The sequence below is a fragment of the Actinoallomurus acanthiterrae genome (assembly GCF_054775715.1).
The window spans coordinates 559,947-580,149 of the sequence record NZ_BAAHCO010000001.1 but is presented as its reverse complement, the minus strand read 5'-3'; the positions used below and the strand labels follow the sequence as shown (position 1 = coordinate 580,149).

The following is a 20,203-nucleotide window of genomic DNA, read 5'->3' as shown; positions in this document are numbered from 1 at the left end:
GGTGATCAGCAGCGACGCCGCCACGGTCAAGGCCGCGGCGGACAGCACGAACCAGCGCGCCGATCGGGTCGCCCGCTTCCGTTTCCGGGACCGAAGGCTCCCGCGCGAGCCCGCGCTGCCCTTCGACGACGCGCTCGCCGACCACGTCGGCGAATGGGCGCACCGCAAGGGCGCCGCCGCGATCGACGCACACGTCGCCGCCTGTGAAGCACTGCGGGACGAACTGCGTGCCGGCACGGCCCACGGGCCCTGGGCCCGCTGAGCCCTGGCCGCCGGGCGCGGTGGTGTCCAGAAGTTGGACAGTTAGCCGGCCTCCGGCGGCCCGACCATGGGCTTCGGTGCGGAAGCCGGCCGGGCCGTCATCGGCGGCCCGGCCTCTCCCGGCGAAACGGAGGACGGCATGCGACTGCGGTACGACTCCCTGTTCATCGACGGCGAATGGGCCGGGCCGCACGGCACCGGGCGGATCATCGTCCGGTCCCCCAACACCGAGGACGAGGTCGGGGACGTCCCCGAGGCCGTCGAGGCCGATGTCGACGACGCGGTGGCGGCGGCGCGCCGGGCGTTCGAGGACCCGTCGGGCTGGGCCGCGTGGCCGCCCGAGGCGCGGGCCGCCGCCATGGAGCGCCTGGCCGACGCGCTCGACGCGCGGGCGGAGGACATGGCCGCCCGGGTGAGCGGCCAGAATGGCATGCCGATCGCGATCGCCCGGCAGATCGAGGCGGGCATGCCCGCCCTGGTGCTCCGTTACTACGCCGACCTGATCCGGCGGACTCCCGCGCAGGAGACCAGGCCGGGGCTGCTCGGCGGGTCCGCGCTGGTCCGGCGGGAGCCGATCGGGGTCGTGGCGGCGATCGTGCCGTGGAACTATCCGCAGACGCTCGCGTCGTTCAAGATCGCACCGGCGCTCGCCGCCGGATGCACGATGGTGATCAAGCCGTCGCCGGAGACCGTGCTCGACGCCTACCTGCTCGCGCAGGCGGTGATCGACGCGCAGCTCCCGCCCGGCGTCGTCAACATCGTCACCGGCGGGCGGGAGCCGGGCGCCCACCTGGTGGCGCACCCGGGCGTCGACAAGGTCGCCTTCACCGGGTCGACGGCGGCCGGCCGGTCGATCGCCGAGACGTGCGGCCGGCTGCTGCGGCCGGTCACGCTCGAACTCGGCGGCAAGTCCGCGGCGATCGTGCTGGACGACGCCGACCTGGACGAGCATCTGCAGGACCTGTTCGGAGCCTGCCTGCTCAACAACGGCCAGACCTGTTACCTCGGCACGCGTGTCCTCGCCCCGCGCAGCAGGTATGACCGGGTCGTGGACACCGTCACCGAGTTGGCCCGGGCCCTGCGGGTCGGCGACTCCCTCGACCCGGAGACGCAGATCGGACCGCTGGTCAGCGCCCGGCAGCGCGACCGGGTGGAGTCCTACATCGCCAAAGGCCGCAGCGACGGCGCCCGGCTCACCGCGGGCGGCGGGCGGCCGGTCGCCCGCGACCGGGGATGGTTCGTCGAGCCGACGGTGTTCGCCGACGTCGACAACCGCGCCACGATCGCCCAGGAGGAGATCTTCGGCCCAGTGCTGACGATCACCCCGTACGCCGACGTCGACGAGGCCGTGGCGATCGCCAACGACTCCGACTACGGCCTGGGCGGCTCGGTGTGGACCTCCGACCCGGACCGGGGCGTCGCGGTCGCCGCACGGGTCCGGACCGGGACGATCGGCGTCAACGGTTACCTGCCCGAGCCGGTGGCGCCTTTCGGCGGCGTCAAGGACAGCGGCATCGGCCGCGAACTCGGCCCGGAAGGGCTCACCGCCTACCAGCAGCTCAAGTCCGTCTACCTGGCGGGATAGGGGTCGATGTCATGTACGCCACCGCGGCCGTGATGACCGGCAAGGGCGCACCGTTCCAGTTGCGCGAGGTCGTCCTCGACGAGCCACGGCCGAACGAGGTCGTCGTCCGGGTCGTCGCCTCCGGGATCTGCCACACCGACCTCATCGTCCGCGACCAGTGGTATCCGCCGGAACCCCCCGTGGTGCTCGGCCACGAAGGCGCGGGCGTCGTAGAGCGGACCGGCTCCGACGTCACCTCCGTACGGCCCGGCGACCGGGTCGCGATGTCCTTCGACTTCTGCCGGACCTGCCGCAACTGCCTGCGCGGACGGCCCGCGTACTGCACGGACTTCTTCCCCCGGAACTTCGGTGGCCGCCGCGCCGACGGCTCCGCGACCGTGCGTACGGGCGACGGCTCGCCGATCAACGCCAACTTCTTCGGCCAGTCGTCGTTCAGCACGTACGCGCTGGCACCCGAGCACGCGGTGGTACCGCTTCCCTCAAATCTGCCGCTGGAAGTGGCCGCCCCGCTCGGCTGCGGCGTCCAGACGGGGGCGGGCGCGGTCCTGAACTCGCTCGCCCCACCGCCCGGCAGCTCCATCGTCGTCTTCGGCGCGGGCACGGTCGGGCTGAGCGCGATCATGGCGGCCGACGTCGCCCACTGCGGACCGATCGTCGCGGTCGACCTGGTCCCCGAGCGACTGGCGCTCGCCACCGAACTCGGCGCCACGCACGGCCTCCACGGCGCGGCCGACGGCCTCGTCGAGCAGATCCTGGAGATCACCGGCGGGGGCACCGACTTCGCCGTGGAGACCACGGCCAGTCCGGCGGTGCTGCGCACGGCCGTCGACTCCCTGAACCACGGCGGCACCTGCGGAGTCGTCGGCGCCGCCCCGATCGGCACCGAGGTGTCGCTGGACATGTCGGCGCTGCTCTTCGACAAGTCGGTGCGGGGCATCATCGAGGGCGGCAGCGTCCCCCGGCTGTTCATCCCGCAGCTCATCGACCTGTACGAGCGCGGCCGGTTCCCGTACGACCGGATGATCCGCACGTACCCGTTCGATGAGATCGACCGCGCCGCCGAGGACTCCGAGAAGGGCGTCACGGTCAAGCCCGTCGTCCTGATGTGAGTCGGGGCGTCACCCCGGTCAGTTCGCGTCAGAGTGCGACGCCGAGTGCGCGGATCCGGTTGTAGAGGGTCGTGCGGCTGATGCCGAGCCGTCGGGCCGCGTGCGCCTTGTTGCCCTCGCCGGCCCGCAGCGCCGCGACGATCGCGTCGTGTTCGGCCTGCTCCAGCGGGGTCAGCCGACGTGACCGGCGACTGCCCTGGTAGGCGGACGGCAGGTCCCGTACGGTGACGTCCCCGGCGGAGCGCCGCGCGGCGACGTCCCGGAGGACCTCCTCCAGTTCCCGGAGGTTGCCCGGCCAGGGATGACCGGCGAGGACCTCCAGGGTCGTCGGCGTCAGCCGCAGCCTCCCTCCCGCGTGCCGGGCCAGGATCACCCGGGCCAGTTCGGGGAGTTCGTCGCGTCGTGCGCGCAGCGGCGACAGGTCCACGCGCGCGATGCAGTGCGCCGCGAGGGCGGCCCGCTCGCCGCGCAGTTCGGCCGCGGACGACGCGGTCAGGGCGAACCACGCCCCGGCGGTGCGCAGCAGGCGCGCCGCCTTCGCGGCGACGGGCTCCGGCAGCAGTTCCACGGCCTCGACCGCGACCAGCCCGTCGTGCTCGCCGGCCAGGCGTTCCAGGTCGGCCAGCCAGGCGCGTTCTCCACGCCGATCGAGGTCGGCGGCGTCCAGGACGGCCGGTGCGGCGGGTCCCGCCAGCGACCGGAGGGCCGTGCTGCGTCCCGAGCCCGGCTCACCGCGGATGAGCACGGGCAGCCGCCGCTCACGCTGGCGTTCGAGCTCTCGGTCCTGCCGAGCGCGGCGCGGCACGTGCTCTCCGCCGTCATCGGGGAGGAACAGCTCGAACAGCGTTCCCCCGCTGTCGCCGTCGCGCGACCAGGTGACCCGTGCCGTGCGCCCGGAGGACAGGGCCAGTTCGCGCGTCGCCGGCCGTACGGACGGTCCGTCGGCGGTCAGGCCGAACAGCAGCGCGTGGTCGGTGCCGTCCAGCGTCTCGATCGCCGCCGGATTCGCCAGCACGATGCCGTTGCCGAGCATCAGCACCGGGTGGGTCTTGTGCAGCGCGGCCGCCTGGAACGCAGCCAGCATGCGGCGTTCCGCCTCCCGCGCGCCGTTCAGCAGGCGGCGCTCGACGTCCCGTACGGCGCGCAGGAGGAACGGGGCGAGCAGCGGGCTGTCGTCCCTGGTCCGGCAGGTGATGTCCAGGACGCCCACCATCCGCCGGCTCGCCGGGTCGATGAGTGGATGTCCGTAACAGCTCAACCGTTTGAAAGCCTCGAGGTAGTGCTCCCGGCCGCGTACGGCGATGCCCCGGCGGAGTTCGAAGGCGGTGGCGATGGAGTTCGTGCCGGTGGTGTCCTCGCGGAACGGCCGGCCCATGGCGGCACCGAGCCCCTCCATCGTCGCCCGCACGGACCGCTCGCCGAACCGCAGCGCGGCCACCCGCGACTCCTGGTCGACGAGGGCGACGAAGAAGCCGGTCCCGGCGAGCTCCTCGGCCATCGCGTCGAGGACCGGCGTGGCCGCCACGAGCAGCCTGCTCCGGAGGTCGACGTCGAGGACGGTGAACCGGTCGGCCGGCGCGTCCGGCCGGAGCCCCGACAGTGACGAGCGCCGCCACGACTGCGCTATCTCCGGGCGCAGCCGCTCCGCCTCGGGGAACCTCGTCGTGAACCCGCGGTCGTCGGCCGCCTGCCGCGGCGCGCGGGCATCGGGGCGTCCTCGTGGGGTGAGTGTCCGGGGCCCGGGGGATACGCGGCGCTCGTCGTCCAGGTTCATCGCCGACTCACCTGCGATTCGAAAGGTCAAGGCGACTTTAGGCGCTCACATGACCGTCGTCAATAATGTGCCCGACGTCCATGAGCGTAGTGCTCGTAAACCCGATGGCCGCGCGGACGGTCCTGTCGTACGCTACGGCCATGCGACGACGACATTGATCCTCACCTGCCTCCAGACTCGCGCGGCGGCTGTACGCCTACGCGTTCCTCGAGGACTTCGTCCTCCTGTATCCGGTCTACGCGGTGCTGTTCGCCAAGGCCGGGTTGTCTCCCGCCGCGATCTCGTCCCTGTTCGTCATCTGGTCGGTGACCTCCTTCCTCCTGGAGATCCCGGCCGGCCTGTGGGCCGATGTCTTCTCACGCAGGTCGCTGCTCACGATCGCCCCACTACTCACCGGTACGGGCTTCGCGCTGTGGACCTTCGCCCCGTCGTACGCCTCCTTCGCGCTCGGCTTCGTGCTCTGGGGCGCGGGCGGCGCGCTGCGTTCGGGGACGCTGCAGGCCCTCGTGTACGAGGAGCTCTCGCGTTACGGCGCGGCCGACGCTTATCCGCGGACCCTCGGCCGTACGCACGCCATGGGCATGCTGGCGGTCATGGCCGCGACCGGCCTGGCCGGACCGGTCATCGCCCTGGGCGGACACCGCGCCGCGGGGATCGCGAGCGTCGCCGCCTGCCTGCTCTGCGCGGCGGCCGCCCGCTCGCTGCCCGCCTCGCGGGGCCGTACCGAGCGCGGCCCGGGATACCGGGAGGTACTGCGCGTCGGCCTCGCCGAGGTCCGCCGCACGCCCGCGGTCCGCCGGTCCCTGCTGATCGTCTCGCTGTTGATGGGAACCGCCGGCGCCCTCGACGAGTACGTCCCGCTGCTCGCCGGGTCGACCGGCGCCCCCGCCTCTGTCGCTCCGCTCCTCGTCCTGCTGGTGACGGCCGGGCTGACGGCGGGCGGCTGGCTCGCCGGGCGCGGCACGCGATGGACGGCCGGCCTGCTGGTGCTCGCCGCCGGGTGCCTGGCCGCCGGCGCGGCGAGCGGCCGGGCGGCGGGACTGCTGCCCGTGGCCCTGGCCTTCGGCGTCTTCGAATGGGCGATGAGCAATGCCGACGCGCGGCTGCAGGAGCAGATCGGCGACGAGTCCCGGGCGACGGTCACCTCGGTCGCCGGCTTCGGCTCGGAGATCGTCGCGGTCTCGGCCTACTCCGCCTACGCCCTCGGCTCGACCTGGGCGGGCCCCGGTGCGCTGTTCGCCCTGGCCGCCGTCCCGTTCGTCGCGGTGGCCCTGGCGGTACGGTCCGCGGGACCCGGTGGGCACCGGCCGGGTGCCGACAGGCCGAACAGATGATGACCACCGCGGGTTTGCGGTTGTCTTCTGCGCCTGGTGGGTGAATTGTGACCAAAAGCGCCGTCTGTGTTGACACGTAGCGTGACGTGGCGACAGCCTAGCGGGGTCCCGGACCCGACGAGGGGACACGGCCGCCCCCGAGCCGCCACCCCGACGAGGAGAGAACGTATGCGTTCGACGGACTATTCGTGGGACGAGAAGACCGGTGCCGACGCAGGCCGACTCTGGGCGGGCGGCGCAGCCACCGCGCTGGTCGCCGCCGGCGTCGCGCTGGTCGGAGTGATGGTGATGCACCGGCTACTCCAGGCTCCCCTGATCAGCCCCGGAGGAATGAGACAGTCCGCCGACTACGCGATGGTCGCGTTCCCGATCGCGGCGGCGCTGGTGACACTGATCGCGACCGGCCTTCTTCATCTACTGATGGCGACCACTCCAAGCGCCTCGCAGTTCTTCACCTGGATCGGGTCACTCGCGGTGATCCTCGTCGTCCTGCAGGTGTTCCTCGACGACCAGAAGATCCTCACCCAGGTGGAGACCGCGGCGTTCTACTTCGTGATCGGCATCGCGATCATCTCCCCGCTGCTCGGCGTCTCGCGTACAGCCGTACGTCACCAGCGGCATCAGTCCTACCGGGAGGACCACCCGGCCGACTACCGAGACGGCTACCGGAACGACTACCGAGACGACCACCGGCACGACCCGCGGTCGTACCGCTGACGCGTTCCCGGCCGCGGACCTGGTCATGCCGTGGGCTCGGCGTCAAGGCGCCGAGCCCACGACGGTCATCGCCGGCCCGCTACTTGGCGGCGAAGACCAGGTCGTCGTCGATGTAGTCCGAGGCCACCGAAGCGTTCAGCAGCTGGATCGGCGTGATGTTGCGTACTGAGCCGCTCGCGGGGTCGAACACCTGGAAGCGGTCGACCTTCCACCCACCCGTGACGTTGGAGTCGACCGTGTCCTGCATGGCCGTGTACCCGTGCAACTCGATGTAGTGACGCACCCGGGTGCCTGACGCGCTCGACCAGGGCAGCTTGCTCGGGTCGACTAGGTACACCACCGGGTTGCCCGACTCGATCGACCGCCAGAGCTGGCGGAAGGCGTACTCCGTCGACTGGCCGGTCGAGCCGAAGTCGTACAGGTGGTAACTGGCGATCGCACTCGGCTTGTACGCGTTCAGCGCCGGAGCGAGCTTGTTCGGCGGCGTGAACCCGTATGTGTTGGTCTTCAGCTTTCCCGCCAGCGTCCCCTGCGACGGAGCCGAGCCCTTCATCGTGTGGATGGCCGCCTGGACCGAGGCCGGGCCGCAGTACTTCTCCGCGTTCTCCTGCTTCTTGCCCCAGAAGTGCATTCCGCGGACGCGCATTCCGGGCCGCCTGCTGCCCGAGATCCAGATCGTGCCCTCGCCGAACTGGACGATGCGCGTCGCGTTGAGCCAGGCCGTCGCGCACTGCTTCTTGGCACCTCTGGCGAGGGTGCCCGAACAGCTCGGCGCACTGACGTTGTGCGACCGGCCGATGACCCGCAGGTAGGGGTTACCCTTGACCGAGCGCTTCGCCGACACCGAGACCCGGATCACGACGCGCGCCTTGTTGAAGCCCGACGAGTGCTGGATGCAGGTCACGTACGCGACGTTCTTGTAGCTGCGCGCGCTCGTGCACGACTCGTACCTGACGCCGCTGCTGCTCTGCGCTCCCCAGCTCGCCGCTTCCGCCGCCGGCACGGAGAGGAGCGTGGAGGCTCCGACCATGAGTCCGACACTGGCGACCCACCGACGTTTCACGCTCTTCGCGGTGAAAGCCACAGCCGATTCTGCGGCGTTTCCCGAAGAATGCACCATTTAACCCGCCTTTCAGCGGTGATTTCCGATGCGCCACCATATCGCCGCATTTGCGGAAGCGGTATGAAGCCGAAGTCCCTACCCAGCGCACCGAATTGGTCCTGTGGACCCGCGTCCGACTAGGACCACAGGCCTATTCGAAGGGCCATGGCCGGACGCCCGGTCGGCGGACCTCGATCGGGCGACGAATGCCGGTGCCGGCGTCTTCGGCTCGGATCAAGGGCGGGCATTCCCTTGCGCCCCGTACGGCGCTGGTGCAAGGTCGGTACCGCACGCCGGCGGAGCGGACCGCCAGGGCGCGGCCGCGAGGGGTGAGGTGCGCAGGTGGGCGGGGAACATCGCGCCGGTGATGTCATCGACGGCCGGTTCCTCCTGAAGGAACGCCTCGGCACCGGCGGGATGGGAACGGTCTGGCGCGCCCATCACCAGCACCTGGAGATCGACGTCGCCCTGAAGCAGATGATCATCCCCGCGGAGGGCGCGATCCCCGAGGATCTGCTGACCCGCGCTCGCCGCGAGGGGCGGACCCTCGCCAGGCTGCCGCCGCATCCGGGCATCGTCTCCGTACGCGACCTGATCACCGTCGAGGGCCTTCCGTGGCTGGTGATGGACCTCGTCGAAGGACGCTCCCTGAAACAGATCGTCTGGGAGGACGGCCCGCTGACCGAGGAGCACACGGCCGATCTCGCCGAACAGCTGCTCAGAGCGCTCCGCTTCGTCCACGGCCATGGCGTGCTGCACCGCGATCTGAAACCGGGAAACATCCTGATCGATGCCGCCGGCGACGCGACGCTGGTGGACTTCGGCATCGCCGTGCACGCGGACGACACGACGCTCACCCGGAGCGGCTCGCTGATCGGCACACCGGGCTACATCGATCCGGAACGCCTCCGGGGACAACGCCCCATCGAGGCATCGGACCTGTTCTCCCTCGCCGCCACCCTCTATTACGCCGTCGAGGGCAATCCCCCTTTTCGCCGCGACAATCCGGCCGCGACGGTCCATGCCACGCTGTACGAGCGGCCGATCTCCATGCGCGCCGCGGGGGCATTGCGCGAGCTCATCGAGGACCTGCTGGCTCCCGACGCGACGAACCGACCGCCGGCGGAGGAGGCACTGCGACGACTCCGAGTCGTCGGAACGCCGACCGTCCCTCCGGAGCCCGCCGGCAACGGGCCTGAACCCGACGGCGGCGATCAGGGCACGGCCGACACGTCACCACCCGCGTCCGGGAAAGAACGATTCTCCGAGGTCCCGGCGGTGGGTGTCGCCGCGCCTCCCTCCAACACGTTGCAGGCCGAACCGCCCATGTCCGGCGGGAAGCCCACGGCCGGGCAAGACGATGAGCCCAAGAGTTCCAAAGGGTGGCGCAATCTCGGTCTCTTCCTGACCGGGCTGTTGCTGACCGGAACGCCACTGGTCTTCGGCATGGGCTTCGCCCACCCGGCGGCGCACACCACTTACTTCACGGCGGCCCTTCTCCTGCCCCTGAGCATGTTCGCCGTCTTCTCCGTCACCGGGTTCGCGATCACGCGGTACGACGTAATGACCGGCGTCGCCCTGTTCATAGGAGCGATATCGCTCCTCTTCGGCATCGCCGTCGGACTGATCGTGGGAGCGATCGCCGGCGACCTCTACGCGGGAGCAGTGATCGGCGCGCTGGTCCTCGGCGCGGTCGGCATCGCGTTCGGCATGGTCGGCTCGGAGCTGGATTCCGGCGAGTCCTGGGGCGCTGCCATCGCGATAAGTCTGTTCTGCGCTGCCGTGTGGATCCCGCTGATCGAGACCGTCGGCTACCTCACCCAGCGTTGGGCCGTGCACAGTGCCGTCGGCTTCCTGAACACCTGGGCAGGAGCCCTCGTCAGCCTTCTCAGCTGACACCACCACCGACCGTGATCAGGCCTTTCCGGTGCCCCGGCAGCCGGGACAGGGCCGTGTCTCTTTCTTTCCGTCGTTCCAGATCTCTTGGTTTCCAGACCCATTGCACATGGAGCAGGGGTCTCCTTGCGATGCTTACCCATGGGATCGCCTCTCCGGCAGCCGATCAGCCGATCGGGTGGTCAGGTGAATCGAGCCAGAACCGCTGGTCTCCGCTGGTCGTGACGGAGACTCCGAGACGTTCGTGACCGGGACGACCGGCCCGCAGCCACCCGAGATACGTCGTTTCAGCCTCATCCCACAGCCGTCGGGGACCGTACTGCTCCACCTCGAAGCGTGCCGCCCCCGGTCGATAGTCGACGGCCGCCCATGATTCGGCCTGGGGGCCGCTTTCCAGCAGCCAGTGAACGATCAAGCCATCTGGATCAGGGGCCCAGCTCAAGACATCGACGTTCCGAAGGTGCGCGGACAGCCACACACCCGCCGCTCCGCCGTCGATGGCGGCGATGACTCGGGGGTCCAGACGAGTGGTGGTGATCTCGCCGTCTTGGTCGCTCTGCCACGGCCACTCGGTCCGGGCGGTCCGCTGGGCGCGCATGCGCATGTACCAGGCTTCCTCGATGAAACGGCCGATGGCGGTGCCGTCGTCGAGGACGTCGAGGCGGGTGATGAGGCCGGTTCCGAATTCGGCGTCCAAGGGAAACACGATGACGCCACCCGGGCGGGTCTGCGCGATCCATGCGCCGGGGATGGTCCGGACTCCGCAGGTGACGTGAATGCGATCGAACGGGGCACCATCCGGCCACCCGATCGCGCCGTCACCGACGATCAAGTTCGGGGACAGCCCGGCCCGGTCCAGGTTGACGCGAGCAGCCGTGGCCAAGGCGGGGTCCACTTCGAGCGACGTCACGTTGCCGTCCCCGAGGCGTGCGGTGAGGAGGCCCGCCGTCCACCCTGTTCCAGTACCGATCTCCAGCACCCGATGGTGATCACGAAGTTCGAGAGCCCGGAGGCAGGCGAACACCACACTGGGCGCGGAACACGAACAGGTGTGCTCCGTCGCGCGCCGAGCGGTTTCGGCCGTCAGCGGTGTGTCGCCGTCGTCGATCTGCGTGACGATCGGCCTGTCATCCGCGACCGCCGCCGCCCAGGCGTACGGATCGGTCCGCTTGTCGATCCACCGGTCGGGGCTCGCCCATGCGGTCTCGGGGATGAACAGGTGACGAGGCGCGCGTTCCAACGCGGCCCGCCACTTCTCGTCCGGAGCGAACCGAGCCAACACCGCGACGTCGTCCACACCCTGTGGATATTCGTCTTCCGGCCGAGGACTTTCCCGGTCATCTGCTCCCGATGAGTCACGGCCGTCGGCTCGCATGTCCCGAAGGTAACCCGGAAAAGCGTTCATCGCCCCGGCCCTTCGTCAAGCGGAACCGGCTCCGAAGCGAACACGGCTCGGACGATCTTGCCGTCGGGACCGGACAGGACGCCGAGATCGCAGAGTTCCTCCGCGATCCACAGGCCGAACCGCCCGCCGCTGCCGGGACGCCCCACAACCGGCAGGTCCCGGGAGGCGTCGGCGACCTCGATGACGAGCGCGTTGTCGTACGTGACGGTCAGCGTGACCGGAGGCGACGCGTGGACGAGCGCGTTCGTGACGAGTTCGGAGACCACCAGCGTCGCGTCATCGAGCAGGTCGTCGTGCCCCCACGCCCGAAGTGCGTTGCCCACCAGTCCCCGCGCGGTTCGTACGGCCTCCGGGTCTCCGTCGAGCCGACACCATCGATGGCGATCCTGGCCGGCCATCGGCCGGGCGGGCGGAGGCTCTGGGCTCACCTGCCGTACGGGCCGTCCGCCTGTCGAACCCGATTGATGGCGGCCTCGCGGATGGACTTTGGCCAGGCCGAGAATGACAGTGCTCCAGCGCCAGGACCGGACGTCTTTGGACATTGAGCCCTCTCAGGGGGAAGTGGCCGCGGGCCGGTCAGCGACCGCCTGCACGCAGGACCGTCGCGATCCGGGCGATGACGAGGTCGAGGTTCTCCACGCACGCGATGCGTTCGCCCCAGCTCCACCAGAACCACCACAGTCCGGGGACTGTCGGCGCTGCAGTGATCTCTTCGTTGAGCACGGGAGCGGCGGGGTTGATGACACAGAGGTACGGGCTCCCGCCTTGCCGCAGGGCGAGTTCCTCCTGCCAGCCGAACGCGCGGAGGCGTGCGCCCAAGGCTCGCAGATAGGGCTCCGAGTCGTGCGGCTCGTTCGCCGAGTGGGTCACGGGCATGGGCGCCACCTCCAGTGATACGCCGTTGCGTCATCCGAGGGCGGGGTCGGGTGACCGGCCGCAGATGTGTCCCCAGCGCCCGGCTTCCAACGATCGACTGAAATGATCAGCGATCACTCTCTACTGTGCGTAACGACTTCGCTACGCACCGCCTAACCATAGAGTGGAATTACAGATTGTCAACGGATTCTCACGAACAGTGTGGACGATAGCGCAACCCCGATCGAAAGGGAGAAAACGGATGAGCCCTCACGATGAGGACCTGGTCAGCGCGACGGTCCGCCGGTGGCAGCTCACGGAATCGCTCAAGCAACTCCGGGAGCAGGCCGGCCTGACGATCGAGCAGGCCGTCACCGAACTCAGCCAGAAACACGCCCGCTGGTCCCGGCCGAAGCTCTCCCGCATCGAGAACCGCCATCAAGGGGTCAAGCCCCGCGACGTCGAGCAACTCCTCGATCTATACGGGGCCGACGAGAAGACCCGAAAGCAACTCCTCGACCTCACCCAAACCGCCAACGAACGCGGCTGGTGGCAGGCCTACCGGCGTCACCTACCTCACGACTTCCACACCCTCTCGAATCTTGAGATCGCCGCCACGGCGCTCCGTCAATTCGAGACGATGCTCATTCCCGGACTGCTGCAGACAAATGACTACGCCCGCGCGGTGATCAGCGCGGTGACGCCGGATCTCTCACGCGACGAGGCCGACCGTCGCGTAGCCGCTCGGCTCGCACGGCAACAGATCCTTTCCAAAGACGCTCCGCCGGAGTTCCATGTGATCCTGGACGAGGGAATCCTGGAACGTCGGGTTGGGCACCCGAAGACGATGCGAGGACAGCTCCGCCACCTGATAGAGGTCGCCGACAGCCCGAACGTAACCGTCCAGATACTCGCCAAGCACATCGGAGCGACGCCCGGGTTGGAAGGGCCCTTCTTGCTCCTGTCGCTCCCTGAACCCATTCCGGACATCGGTTACACCGAGGGAGCCGGCGGGGCGGTCTACTTGGAGAGTGTCGAAGATGTCCGCCGCTGTACCCTCAGATTCGGCATGTTGATCGATCAGGCCCTGTCCCCGAGCAAGTCCGTTGACCTCATCGCTTCGGCAGCGGACCGCTTCGATTGATCACGGAGGGAGACGCGGATGGCGAACCCCGCGCCGCGCGCACGCGTGGAATGGCGAAAAAGCAGCTTCTCCGGTGGCGGCGGCACCGGCGGCGGCAACTGCGTGCAGGTCGCAACACTCACCGTCGGCCGCAGCGAATAGCCGTTTTCTAGCAGTCATCGCTTGATCGCCGAGGGGTTCTGGTGCTCTGACACCGAAAAGCCTCGGCGATCACGGTGCGGCATGCCCGGGTCGTTCGATCCTCGCGGCGGTATGCCCTATTCGACCGATGGTCGATAAAATCGCGATGATCCGGTCGCATCGTGGGGGTGCGGGACTGGAAGGCGGGGCGATGTCCGACGTTGACGCGTTGCGGGCGGGGGATCCGACGGCCATCGGGCGGTTCACCCTGGTCGGCCGGCTTGGTGAGGGCGGACAGGGGGTCGTCTTCCTCGGCGAGGACGGTACCGGCAGGCGCGCGGCGGTGAAGGTCCTGCACGCGCGGCCGGACGACGTCTCCCAGCTCGGCCGCTTCGTCAAGGAGATCCAGACGACCCAGCGGGTCGAGGCGTTCTGTACGGCCGAGGTCATCGAGGTCGACTTCAACGGGACCCCGCCGTACGTCGCGAGCGAGTTCATTCCGGGGCCCTCGTTGCATCGGCTGGTCACCGAGCAGGGGCCGCGCGTCGGCTCGGCGCTGCACCGGCTGGCGGTGGCGACGGCGACGGCACTCGCCGCGATCCACGAGGCGGGCGTCGTCCATCGGGATTTCAAGCCGAGCAACGTCATGATGGGCCCCGACGGCGCACGCGTGATCGACTTTGGGATCGCCCGGGCGGTGGACGCCGCGGGGACGCTCACAGGACATGTCGTCGGTACGCCGGCCTACATGGCGCCGGAGCAGATCAGTGGCGCGCCGGCCGCGGCGCCGATGGACGTCTTCGCGTGGGGATGCGTGATCGTCTTCGCCGCGACCGGGCACCCCCCGTTCGGCCATGACAGCGTGATGCAGGTGATCAGGCGGATCATCCACGAGCCACCGGAGCTCGGGGACCTCGCCGAGCCGCTGCGCGGGATCGTCGCCGACTGCCTCGCGAAGGATCCGGCGGCACGGCCCAGCGCGCAGGATGTCCTGCTCCGGCTCCTCGGCCGCCGGACGCCGCAGACATCCGGCGGGCCGGCGATTCTCCCGCCGATGCCGTCATGGCCGCCGGGTACCCCTTCCCCGTACCTGCCTCCGACCGTCACGATGCCGCCGAACAAGCGGCGGTCGGCCGTCGTGTACGGCATTCCGGCCGGTGTCGTCCTCGCCGCCGCCGCGGTCGCCGTCCCGCTCGTGCTCACCACGCAGCAGGGCGGCCACACACCGAAACCCACCCCGACGCCCACGGCCTCGTCGTCCACGCCACTGGCCAGCGCGTTCCCGGCGGACATGGCGGGCATCTGGTCCGGCACCGTCACCGAGTCCCCCGGTGGCAAGAGCAGCGTACGGATCACCATCACGGCGGGCGCGACGTACGCGACCGCCGACTACGGGGACTACCGATGCGCGAGCCGGCTGCAGGTCAGCAACGCCTGGGCCGCGCAAGCGGTCCCCAATGCCAACACGGTCAACCTCGTCGAGGGCATCACCAAAGGTGAATGCCCGAATGGCAGCAACGCCCAGCTGGTGCTCCAGTCGCCGACCCAGATGTGGTTCAGCCTCACCGGTTACAAGACCGACGCGAGCCAGACGGTGTTCACCCGGGTCGGCGTGATCACGAAGACGGGCTGACATCCCGGCACCACCGGCTCCTAGCGCAGACATCGATCTTGGAAACCCCTCCGGGGTATGTTACGGTCCTCCTCATTGATACCCCGTTGGGGTACCTGTCAGAGAGAGGAGCATCGCCATGTGCAGCTGTTCGACCAGCGCCGCGGAGACCAACGGAGCCACCACCGACGGACGCGACTACCTCGTCACCGGCATGACGTGCCAGCCGTGCGCGACGAAGGTGACGTCCGCGGTCCAGCAGGTCGAAGGCGTCACCGACGTGGCGGTCGACCTGGCGACGGGCCGCCTCACCGTGAGTGGTGAGGCCGACGACAGCGCGGTCCAGGGCGCCGTGGCGGGCGCCGGCTGACGAGATATCCAAGGCCTGACCGCCGCGGCGGTCGCGTCAGCGGCGGGGCGCCGACGGCGGCGCCTCGCACCGGCGATGTGGCAGGGCTCACATCTATCCATCGAATACCCCATAGGGGTATAAGGTTAGAGTCGGTCGCAGAGACCGATCACCGACGAACAGAGGAGAAAGCGATGACCACCACCGAGTACACGGTCAAGGGAATGACGTGCGGGCACTGCGTCTCGGCCGTCACCTCCGAGGTCGGCGCCATCGACGGCGTCACCGACGTGAAGGTGGACCTGACCTCCGGCGTGGTCACCGTCGCCAGCACCGCCCCCCTCGACGACAGGGCGGTACGCGACGCGGTGGACGAGGCCGGTTACGAAGTCGTCGATTCCTGATCGAAGCGAACGGCTCCGGAGACGCCCGGAGCAAGAGGAGACAGCGATGAACACACCGGCCAGGCTCGGTATCTTCGGCCTCGGACTGGCGGCGGTGTTCGGCGCGGCACTGGGGGCCGGCTGGCCGGCCCCGTCGGGGCCGAGGAGAAGCCGCACACCATGCACGACGGCATGGAGCACCAGAGCCGCGGGAGCGCGTTGCCGGGCGGGCTGCTCGTGTCCGACCGGGGCTACACCCTGACCACGGTGCCCGACACGACCGGCGCGTTCGCGTTCCGGATCATCGGGCCGAACGGGCGGGCGGTCACCGCGTTCGACACGCAGCACGACAAGCGGATGCACCTCATCGTCGTCCGCCGCGACCTGTCCGGTTTCCGGCACGTGCACCCGACGATGGCCGCCGACGGCACCTGGCGGGTCGCCTCCCCGTTGAGCGGGCCGGGCACCTACCGCGCGTTCGCCGACTTCAAGCCCACCGGTGCCGACCCGTTGACCCTCGGCATCGACACCGCCGTCGCGGGCGCCGCCACGCCACGGCCGCTGCCCGCACCGGCCGAGGTCGCCACCGTCGACGGCTACACCGTCACCCTCAACGGAGCCTTGGCGGCGGGCCGGGCGAGCCGGCTCGATCTGGCGATCTCCCGGGACGGCAAGCCGGTCACCGACCTGCAGCCCTACCTCGCCGCGTACGGTCACCTGGTGGCGCTGCGCCAGGGCGACCTGGCGTACCTCCACGTCCACCCCGACGGCGAGCCCGGCGACGGGAAGACCAAGCCCGGACCGACCGTCACCTTCTACGCCGAGGCACCGTCCGCCGGCACGTACCGTCTCTACCTGGACTTCCAGCACGACGGCAAGGTCCACACCGCCGAGTTCACCGTCGTGGCCGGCCCGGGCGGCACGGCGCCCGCGGAGTCTTCCGGCGATCACCAGCACTGAGCACCACCAACCCGGACAAGGAGGGGTGATGAGCACCACCACGCACACGACACCCGATCGGGTAGAGCTGGCGATCGGCGGTATGACCTGCGCGTCGTGCGCGAACCGCATCGAGAAGCGGCTCAACAAGCTCGAGGGCGTCACCGCGACCGTCAACTACGCCACCGAGAAGGCCAGCGTCAGCTTCGGCCCCGGTGTCACCCGCGACGACCTGGTCGCCCAGGTGGAGAAGGCCGGCTACACCGCCGAGCTCCCCACCCCCGAGCCGACTGTGGGGGACGAAGCGGACGCCGAGGACGCCCCCGTACGGGCCCTGCGCGACCGGCTCGTCGTCAGCGCCACACTGGCCGTGCCGGTCATCCTGCTCGCGATGGTCCCGGCGCTGCAGTTCCGGTACTGGCAGTGGGCGTCGCTGACGCTCGCGGCGCCGGTGCTGGTGTGGGGGGCGCTGCCCTTCCACCGCGCGGCGTACAAGAACCTCAAGCTCGGCGCGGCGACGATGGACACGCTCGTGTCCCTGGGCACCATCGCGTCGTTCGGCTGGTCGCTGTACGCGCTGTTCTTCGGCACCGCCGGAGAGCCGGGCATGCGGCACCCGTTCACCTTCACCATCGAGCGCGCCTCCGGAGCCGGGAACATCTACCTGGAGGTGGCCGCCGGGGTGACGGTGTACATCCTGGCCGGGCGCTACTTCGAGGCGCGGTCGAAGCGGCGCGCCGGCGCCGCGCTGCGAGCGCTGCTGGAGATGGGCGCCAAGGACGTCGCCGTGCTGCGCGGCGAGCGCGAGGAGCGCGTCCCGATCGAGCAGCTCAAGGCCGGGGACCGGTTCGTCGTCCGGCCGGGCGAGAAGATCGCCACGGACGGGGTCATCGTCGAGGGAAGCTCGGCGGTCGACGCGAGCATGCTCACCGGCGAGTCCGTGCCCGTGGAGGTCGGGGTCGGCGACACGGTCGTCGGCGCCACCGTCAACGCGGGCGGCCGCCTCGTCGTCGAGGCCACCAAGATCGGCGCGGACACGCAGCTCGCGCAGATGGCCCGGCTGGTCGAGGAGGCGCAGAGCGGCAAGGCGCAGGTGCAGCGCCTCGCCGACCGGATCTCCGGCATCTTCGTGCCGATCGTGATCACCCTCGCGGCGGCCACCCTCGGATTCTGGCTCGGCACGGGCGGCAGCGTCTCCGCCGCCGTCACCGCCGCCGTCGCGGTGCTCATCATCGCCTGCCCGTGCGCCCTGGGCCTGGCCACCCCGACCGCGCTCCTGGTCGGTACGGGACGCGGCGCGCAGCTCGGCATCCTCATCAAGGGCCCCGAGGTGCTGGAGTCGACCCGCCGGATCGACACGATCGTGCTGGACAAGACCGGCACGGTCACCACGGGGAAGATGAGCCTGGTCGACGTGGTCACCGCCGACGGGCAGGACGCCGACGAGGTGCTGCGGCTGGCCGGCGCCCTGGAGGACGCCTCCGAGCATCCCATCGCCCAGGCCATCGCCAAGGGCGCCGTCCAGCGGGTCGGCGCGCTGCCCCGGCCGGAGGACTTCACCAACGTCGAAGGCCTCGGCGTCCAGGGCATCGTGGACGGCCACGCGGTCCTGGTCGGCCGTACGCGCCTGCTCGAGGAGTGGTCCGAGCACCTCCCCGCCGACCTGGAGCGCGCCAAGGCCGCGGCCGAGGCGGAGGGCAGGACGGCGGTCGCGGTCGGCTGGGACGGCGAGGCTCGCGCGGTGCTGGTCGTCGCGGACACGATCAAGGACACCAGCGCCGAGGCCGTCGCGCGGCTCCGCGCGCTCGGCCTGACGCCGGTGCTGCTGACCGGCGACAACGAGGCGGCGGCCCGCGCGGTCGCGGCCGAGGCCGGGATCGACGAGGTCATCGCGGAGGTGCTGCCCGCCGACAAGGTCGACGTCGTCAAGCGGCTGCAGGACGAGGGCAAGGTCGTCGCGATGGTCGGGGACGGCGTCAACGACGCCGCGGCCCTCGCCCAGGCCGACCTGGGCCTGGCGATGGGGACGGGCACCGACGTGGCGATCGAGGCCGCCGACCTCACGCTGGTACGCGGCGACCTGCGCGCCGCCGCCGACGCCATCCGGCTGTCCCGCCGGACGCTGGGCACCATCAAGGGCAACCTGTTCTGGGCGTTCGCCTACAACGTGGCCGCCCTGCCGCTGGCCGCCGCCGGCCTGCTCAACCCGATGCTGGCCGGTGCCGCGATGGCGTTCTCCAGCGTGTTCGTGGTCAGCAACAGCCTGCGGCTCCGCCGCTTCAAGGCCGCTCGCTGACGCGGGCGACGACGTCCGATGAGTCCGGCCCCCGGCGTCCGGGGGCCGGACTCCGCGTTCGCCGGCGCAGGCGTACGAGATCGACCCCGCCGAGCACCCGGAACACTGGCCGGAGCCACCGACGGCGCTACATGAGCCACGCGTCGAGGGTCTGGCCGACGCACATCAGCAGGCTCGTCGCGACGACCAGGCCGAGCGCCGACAGCGCGATGAGGCCGGCCGGGGGGCGGGGGCGCGGCACCTCGTCGCCGAGGAGCTGGGCGACACGGGCTTTTCCGGCCCCCTCGAACGCCGCGCCCGCCGGGACCCGCGGTCCCGAACCGTCGAGGGCGAACAGGGCCCGGGCGACGGCCCGCCGGCCGACGCGCTCGATCGCGGCCTGGTCGGCGCGCAGTTCCGCTCCCTCGGCCTGCCGTCGCCGCCACCAGCCGCACAGCGGCAGGTAGATCAGCACGTTGGTGGCGGCGTGGGCGAGCAGGCGCCGCAGTGGATCGCGGCGCCGGGCATGCGCCTGCTCGTGGACGAGTACGGCCGCCAGTTCGTCGGCGCCCAGGGCGTCCGCCAGACCGGTCGTGACGTACACGCGCGGCCGGAACGGCCCGGCGCAGAACGCCGACGGCTCACCGCCGGCGAGACATACGAGACGCCGAATGCCGGCACGCCGGGCGGCGTCCGCGAGCGGACCCGGCACGGGCTCGCGTGGCAGCACCGCGAGTGCCCGCGAGGCCCCGGCGGCCAGCATCCCCGCGCGAACGGCGACCGCGACGAGGCTGGCCGCCCCGACGAGTGCGGCCGCCATGGCCAGGCACTCCGGCATCGTCATCGAACCGCACATCCCCGCGGCCGGCCGCCAGGCGATCCGAAGAACGATCAGAGCGGCCGCCACGGCGAACGCGGCAGGGCGGCGACGCAGCGAGAACAGGATCACTGGATCAGGTCCTCGAGCCGCCGGCGCTCCTCCGGTGTCAGCTCGGACAGCCGCGCGGCGAAGGCGGCCAGCCCCGCCTCGCCGTACCGGCTGACGAACTGCGCGGCCTCCCGGTCGCTGGCCTGAGCCAGGAACGAGCGGGGGCCGCCGGTGGCGCGGTACTCGTGCGCCCGCCTGCCGGCGTCGGCGGCGAGGAGCCCCTTGTCGGCCAGCCGCCGCACCGTCGTCATCACCGTCGTGTACGCCAGTTCGGGCATCAGTGTCAGCACGTCACGGACGACGAACGGCTCGGCCACCGCGCCCGTCCACACGGCCCGCATGATCCGCCCTTCGAGAGGGCCCAGCAACGCGACCGCCCGGTCGAGATCCTCCACCGCACACCTCCTGCCCGCCG

20 protein-coding genes are annotated in these 20,203 nt (G+C 70.6%); 13 read left to right on the top strand and 7 right to left on the bottom strand.

The window, feature by feature from the left end; translation table 11 throughout:
- Position 1 precedes the first annotated feature (1 nt).
- The 3 genes from ACYVF7_RS02850 (at position 2) to ACYVF7_RS02840 (ending at position 2,955) form a co-directional block, all read left to right on the top strand.
- Positions 2 to 262, top strand: coding sequence for a hypothetical protein (locus ACYVF7_RS02850; protein ID WP_460334386.1), 261 nt, complete (start codon positions 2 to 4; stop codon positions 260 to 262).
- A gap of 138 nt (positions 263 to 400) precedes the next feature.
- Positions 401 to 1,846, top strand: coding sequence for an aldehyde dehydrogenase (locus ACYVF7_RS02845; RefSeq protein ID WP_460334384.1), 1,446 nt, complete (start codon positions 401 to 403; stop codon positions 1,844 to 1,846).
- Between the two features lie 11 nt (positions 1,847 to 1,857).
- Complete coding sequence (locus ACYVF7_RS02840; RefSeq protein WP_460334381.1) at positions 1,858 to 2,955, top strand: NAD(P)-dependent alcohol dehydrogenase; 1,098 nt, start codon at positions 1,858 to 1,860, stop codon at positions 2,953 to 2,955.
- Positions 2,956 to 2,983: 28 nt separating this feature from the next.
- Here ACYVF7_RS02840 and ACYVF7_RS02835 read toward each other — a convergent pair whose 3' ends face one another.
- A complete protein-coding gene (locus tag ACYVF7_RS02835) occupies positions 2,984 to 4,729 on the bottom strand; it encodes a sigma-54-dependent Fis family transcriptional regulator (RefSeq protein ID WP_460334378.1) in 1,746 nt (581 codons plus the stop codon).
- Between the two features lie 188 nt (positions 4,730 to 4,917).
- On the opposite strand from ACYVF7_RS02835, the gene ACYVF7_RS02830 reads away from it, so the two are divergent.
- Together ACYVF7_RS02830 and ACYVF7_RS02825 are read left to right on the top strand one after the other, a co-directional pair.
- Complete coding sequence (locus ACYVF7_RS02830; RefSeq protein ID WP_460357761.1) at positions 4,918 to 6,063, top strand: MFS transporter; 1,146 nt, start codon at positions 4,918 to 4,920, stop codon at positions 6,061 to 6,063.
- A gap of 168 nt (positions 6,064 to 6,231) precedes the next feature.
- A complete protein-coding gene (locus tag ACYVF7_RS02825; protein WP_460334374.1) occupies positions 6,232 to 6,780 on the top strand; it encodes a DUF6069 family protein in 549 nt (182 codons plus the stop codon).
- 79 nt (positions 6,781 to 6,859) lie between these two features.
- Here the strand turns inward: ACYVF7_RS02825 and ACYVF7_RS02820 are convergent, their stop codons facing one another.
- On the bottom strand, positions 6,860 to 7,783 hold the full coding sequence (locus ACYVF7_RS02820; RefSeq protein ID WP_460334372.1) for a C39 family peptidase: 924 nt from the start codon (positions 7,781 to 7,783) through the stop codon (positions 6,860 to 6,862).
- Between the two features lie 441 nt (positions 7,784 to 8,224).
- On the opposite strand from ACYVF7_RS02820, the gene ACYVF7_RS02815 reads away from it, so the two are divergent.
- Positions 8,225 to 9,778 carry a protein kinase domain-containing protein gene (locus ACYVF7_RS02815; protein ID WP_460334369.1) on the top strand — a complete coding sequence of 518 codons (1,554 nt, stop codon included), beginning with the start codon at positions 8,225 to 8,227 and terminating at the stop codon, positions 9,776 to 9,778.
- Between the two features lie 166 nt (positions 9,779 to 9,944).
- Here the strand turns inward: ACYVF7_RS02815 and ACYVF7_RS02810 are convergent, their stop codons facing one another.
- From ACYVF7_RS02810 to ACYVF7_RS02800, 3 genes are all read right to left on the bottom strand, one after another.
- Positions 9,945 to 11,075: a methyltransferase domain-containing protein gene (locus tag ACYVF7_RS02810; RefSeq protein ID WP_460334366.1), complete on the bottom strand. Its 1,131-nt coding sequence runs from the start codon at positions 11,073 to 11,075 to the stop codon at positions 9,945 to 9,947.
- Positions 11,076 to 11,179: 104 nt separating this feature from the next.
- The gene (locus ACYVF7_RS02805; RefSeq protein ID WP_460357758.1) at positions 11,180 to 11,581 is read right to left on the bottom strand and encodes an ATP-binding protein; all 402 of its coding nucleotides are present in this window, start codon (positions 11,579 to 11,581) and stop codon (positions 11,180 to 11,182) included.
- Between the two features lie 178 nt (positions 11,582 to 11,759).
- Positions 11,760 to 12,059: a hypothetical protein gene (locus ACYVF7_RS02800; RefSeq protein WP_460334363.1), complete on the bottom strand. Its 300-nt coding sequence runs from the start codon at positions 12,057 to 12,059 to the stop codon at positions 11,760 to 11,762.
- Positions 12,060 to 12,300: 241 nt separating this feature from the next.
- Between ACYVF7_RS02800 and ACYVF7_RS02795 the strand changes: the two genes are divergently transcribed.
- From ACYVF7_RS02795 to ACYVF7_RS02765, 7 genes are all read left to right on the top strand, one after another.
- On the top strand, positions 12,301 to 13,182 hold the full coding sequence (locus ACYVF7_RS02795) for a helix-turn-helix domain-containing protein (RefSeq protein ID WP_460334360.1): 882 nt from the start codon (positions 12,301 to 12,303) through the stop codon (positions 13,180 to 13,182).
- A gap of 18 nt (positions 13,183 to 13,200) precedes the next feature.
- Positions 13,201 to 13,323: a DUF397 domain-containing protein gene (locus ACYVF7_RS02790; protein ID WP_460334357.1), complete on the top strand. Its 123-nt coding sequence runs from the start codon at positions 13,201 to 13,203 to the stop codon at positions 13,321 to 13,323.
- Between the two features lie 190 nt (positions 13,324 to 13,513).
- On the top strand, positions 13,514 to 14,935 hold the full coding sequence (locus ACYVF7_RS02785) for a serine/threonine protein kinase (RefSeq protein WP_460334354.1): 1,422 nt from the start codon (positions 13,514 to 13,516) through the stop codon (positions 14,933 to 14,935).
- Positions 14,936 to 15,053: 118 nt separating this feature from the next.
- A complete protein-coding gene (locus ACYVF7_RS02780; protein WP_460334351.1) occupies positions 15,054 to 15,284 on the top strand; it encodes a heavy-metal-associated domain-containing protein in 231 nt (76 codons plus the stop codon).
- Positions 15,285 to 15,457: 173 nt separating this feature from the next.
- A complete protein-coding gene (locus ACYVF7_RS02775) occupies positions 15,458 to 15,667 on the top strand; it encodes a heavy-metal-associated domain-containing protein (protein ID WP_460334348.1) in 210 nt (69 codons plus the stop codon).
- 159 nt (positions 15,668 to 15,826) lie between these two features.
- Positions 15,827 to 16,606, top strand: a complete 780-nt coding sequence (locus ACYVF7_RS02770) for a hypothetical protein (protein WP_460334345.1) — start codon at positions 15,827 to 15,829, stop codon at positions 16,604 to 16,606.
- 28 nt (positions 16,607 to 16,634) lie between these two features.
- Complete coding sequence (locus ACYVF7_RS02765) at positions 16,635 to 18,881, top strand: heavy metal translocating P-type ATPase (protein WP_460334342.1); 2,247 nt, start codon at positions 16,635 to 16,637, stop codon at positions 18,879 to 18,881.
- Positions 18,882 to 19,008: 127 nt separating this feature from the next.
- Here ACYVF7_RS02765 and ACYVF7_RS02760 read toward each other — a convergent pair whose 3' ends face one another.
- Together ACYVF7_RS02760 and ACYVF7_RS02755 are read right to left on the bottom strand one after the other, a co-directional pair.
- Complete coding sequence (locus ACYVF7_RS02760; RefSeq protein WP_460334339.1) at positions 19,009 to 19,809, bottom strand: M56 family metallopeptidase; 801 nt, start codon at positions 19,807 to 19,809, stop codon at positions 19,009 to 19,011.
- Positions 19,806 to 20,183 carry a BlaI/MecI/CopY family transcriptional regulator gene (locus ACYVF7_RS02755; RefSeq protein ID WP_460334336.1) on the bottom strand — a complete coding sequence of 126 codons (378 nt, stop codon included), beginning with the start codon at positions 20,181 to 20,183 and terminating at the stop codon, positions 19,806 to 19,808. The genes ACYVF7_RS02760 and ACYVF7_RS02755 overlap by 4 nt, the downstream gene beginning before the upstream one ends.
- Between the last annotated feature and the right edge of the window lie 20 nt (positions 20,184 to 20,203).

Excerpts from the sequence above, each read along its gene's own strand:
- ACYVF7_RS02845 (WP_460334384.1), top strand. The coding sequence starts at position 401 with ATGCGACTGCGGTACGACTCCCTGTTCATCGACGGCGAATGGGCCGGG.
- ACYVF7_RS02840 (WP_460334381.1), top strand. The coding sequence starts at position 1,858 with ATGTACGCCACCGCGGCCGTGATGACCGGCAAGGGCGCACCGTTCCAG.
- ACYVF7_RS02835 (WP_460334378.1), bottom strand. The coding sequence starts at position 4,729 with ATGAACCTGGACGACGAGCGCCGCGTATCCCCCGGGCCCCGGACACTC.
- ACYVF7_RS02825 (WP_460334374.1), top strand. The coding sequence starts at position 6,232 with ATGCGTTCGACGGACTATTCGTGGGACGAGAAGACCGGTGCCGACGCA.
- ACYVF7_RS02805 (WP_460357758.1), bottom strand. The coding sequence starts at position 11,581 with ATGGCCGGCCAGGATCGCCATCGATGGTGTCGGCTCGACGGAGACCCG.
- ACYVF7_RS02800 (WP_460334363.1), bottom strand. The coding sequence starts at position 12,059 with ATGCCCGTGACCCACTCGGCGAACGAGCCGCACGACTCGGAGCCCTAT.
- ACYVF7_RS02795 (WP_460334360.1), top strand. The coding sequence starts at position 12,301 with ATGAGCCCTCACGATGAGGACCTGGTCAGCGCGACGGTCCGCCGGTGG.
- ACYVF7_RS02790 (WP_460334357.1), top strand. The coding sequence starts at position 13,201 with ATGGCGAACCCCGCGCCGCGCGCACGCGTGGAATGGCGAAAAAGCAGC.
- ACYVF7_RS02785 (WP_460334354.1), top strand. The coding sequence starts at position 13,514 with ATGTCCGACGTTGACGCGTTGCGGGCGGGGGATCCGACGGCCATCGGG.
- ACYVF7_RS02780 (WP_460334351.1), top strand. The coding sequence starts at position 15,054 with ATGTGCAGCTGTTCGACCAGCGCCGCGGAGACCAACGGAGCCACCACC.
- ACYVF7_RS02775 (WP_460334348.1), top strand. The coding sequence starts at position 15,458 with ATGACCACCACCGAGTACACGGTCAAGGGAATGACGTGCGGGCACTGC.
- ACYVF7_RS02770 (WP_460334345.1), top strand. The coding sequence starts at position 15,827 with ATGCACGACGGCATGGAGCACCAGAGCCGCGGGAGCGCGTTGCCGGGC.
- ACYVF7_RS02765 (WP_460334342.1), top strand. The coding sequence starts at position 16,635 with ATGAGCACCACCACGCACACGACACCCGATCGGGTAGAGCTGGCGATC.